Annotated in this window: 1 pseudogene; it reads left to right on the top strand. The window is 44.8% G+C overall.

What is annotated here, in order from left to right:
* Positions 1-244: 244 nt before the first annotated feature.
* Positions 245-2,134: pseudogene (locus Q7P41_RS10260) on the top strand (DNA-directed RNA polymerase subunit beta); the annotation flags it as partial.

Below are 2,134 nucleotides of genomic sequence, written 5' to 3'. Positions count from 1 at the left end.
GGAGCCAGTGGGCGTGATGCCTGTGGGGGTTCAAATCCCCCCCTGCCCACCATTGTAAATATAAATTATATACACAAATCCCTTCAGAAACGTAGCATATCCATAATCACCTCAAATTATGGAGAAGGTTTTTCTATGCTATTGACAGAGCCTTTGACATCTGTTATCATCTTCGCTTGCATTATAAGCAGTTATTCCCTCTTAACCCATCAAAAACATATAATATAGGGAGGTCGTTGCTCCCATGCCAGAGTTTGTAAAAATGGGGAGAAAACGCGAAAGGTTAACTTTTGGTCCTTCAAAGGAGCTGGTTGCTCTACCTTATTTAGTCGAGCTGCAACATGAATCATATAATTGGTTTTTGCAACCAGATGTTTTTCCAGATTACAGGAAATCCCAGGGACTTCAGGAATTACTCGAGGAGATATTTCCGATAGAAAGTTACGATGGATCCTTTGTCATAGAGTTTGTGCGTTACTACATCGATCCACCTACTTTGACCGAAGAAGAGGCCAGGCAAAAGGACTTGACCTGGTCGATGCCGTTACGTGCCACTGTCCAGCTGATAAACCGCAATACAGGTGAGATAAAAGAAGAAGAAATTTTCCTCGGAGATTTTCCCGTCATGACGGATAGGGGAAGCTTTATAATTAACGGAACGGAAAGGGTTGTCGTGAATCAGCTTGCCCGTTCCGCCGGCGTATATTTTAGCATCGAATCAGGTGCACCTGGACGTGAAGTGTGCAAAGCTAAAATAATTCCTGATAGAGGCGCCTGGCTCGAATTTGATCTTACTCCAAGTGACATCTTGTCAGTGAATATAGACAATCGCCGCAAGGTACCAGCAACCGTATTGTTAAAGGCTTTTGGTATTAAAGACAATACGGAATTGCTGAAAACGTTTGGCGGCGTTGAGGAGGAAGTCGACCTAGTCGAGGAAGATGTTAAGGGACGTCTGATAGCTGAGGATATCATAGATGACTCAGGACATGTCGTCATACCTAAAAATGACCGCCTCACTAAAGAACATATAGAAAAATTGTGGGATATCGGTCGTACGAATGTAAGGCTTTGGAACGTAGACCCTGTTTTTCCTGCCACGCTTGAACGTGACGGGACTGGCTCTTCGGAAGAAGCCATGTTGGAGATTTTTAGGCGCATGCGCCCCAACGAACCTTTAAGGATAGAAAACGCGAAGGAGTACGTTAACTCGCTTTTCTTTGATACTAGGCGTTACAACCTTGGTCGAGTCGGAAGATATAAGCTAAATCGAAGATTAGGGCTTAATATCTCTGAGGAGATCCGGTTACTCACAATAGAGGATTTAATAACAATAACCAAGGGAATACTTAACTTGAGAGATGGGATAGAGCGCGAGGATGATATTGACCATTTGGCCAACAGGCGCGTGCGTTCAGTCGGCGAACTTCTTCAAAATCAGATCCGCATCGGATTACTTAGGATGGAACGAATAGCAAAGGACAGGATGACGACCACTCCGGATCTTTCTGCCGCAACCGCACAAGATCTTATAAACATACGCCCAGTTTCAGCGGCCATAAGGCAATTTTTCGGTTCGAGTCAGTTATCTCAATTCATGGATCAAACTAATCCTTTGGCCGACGTAACCCATAGACGCAGATTGTCAGCCATGGGACCTGGTGGCTTAACAAGAGAAAGAGCTGGCTTTGAAGCTAGGGATGTACACCCCTCTCATTATGGCAGGATATGTCCCATAGAAACGCCGGAGGGCCCAAATATTGGGTTGGTTACTTCATTAGCCAATTACGCTAAGGTAAATGAGTACGGATTTTTGATGTCACCTAAACGAGTCGTCAGGGATAGCTATGTCACTGACGAGGTCGTGTATTTACCGGCCGATGAAGAAGACGAGGCTTTCGTGTCAAGAGCCAACATTCCACTCGATGAAAATGGTCGAATTACTCAAGAAGAGGTACACGTTAGACATCGCGGCTCTATAGTTATAGTGCCTCCCGAACAAGTCAATTATATCGATGTGACACCTAAGCAGATAGTATCGGTATCGGCAGCATTGATTCCCTTTTTGGAACATGATGACGCTAACAGGGCATTGATGGGATCCAATATGCAACGACAAGCCGTTCCTCTGATA

It is taken from the genome of Acetomicrobium mobile, from assembly GCF_937920065.1.
The sequence above is the reverse complement of the archived record's forward strand: the minus strand, read 5'-3'. Positions and strand labels throughout refer to the sequence as shown.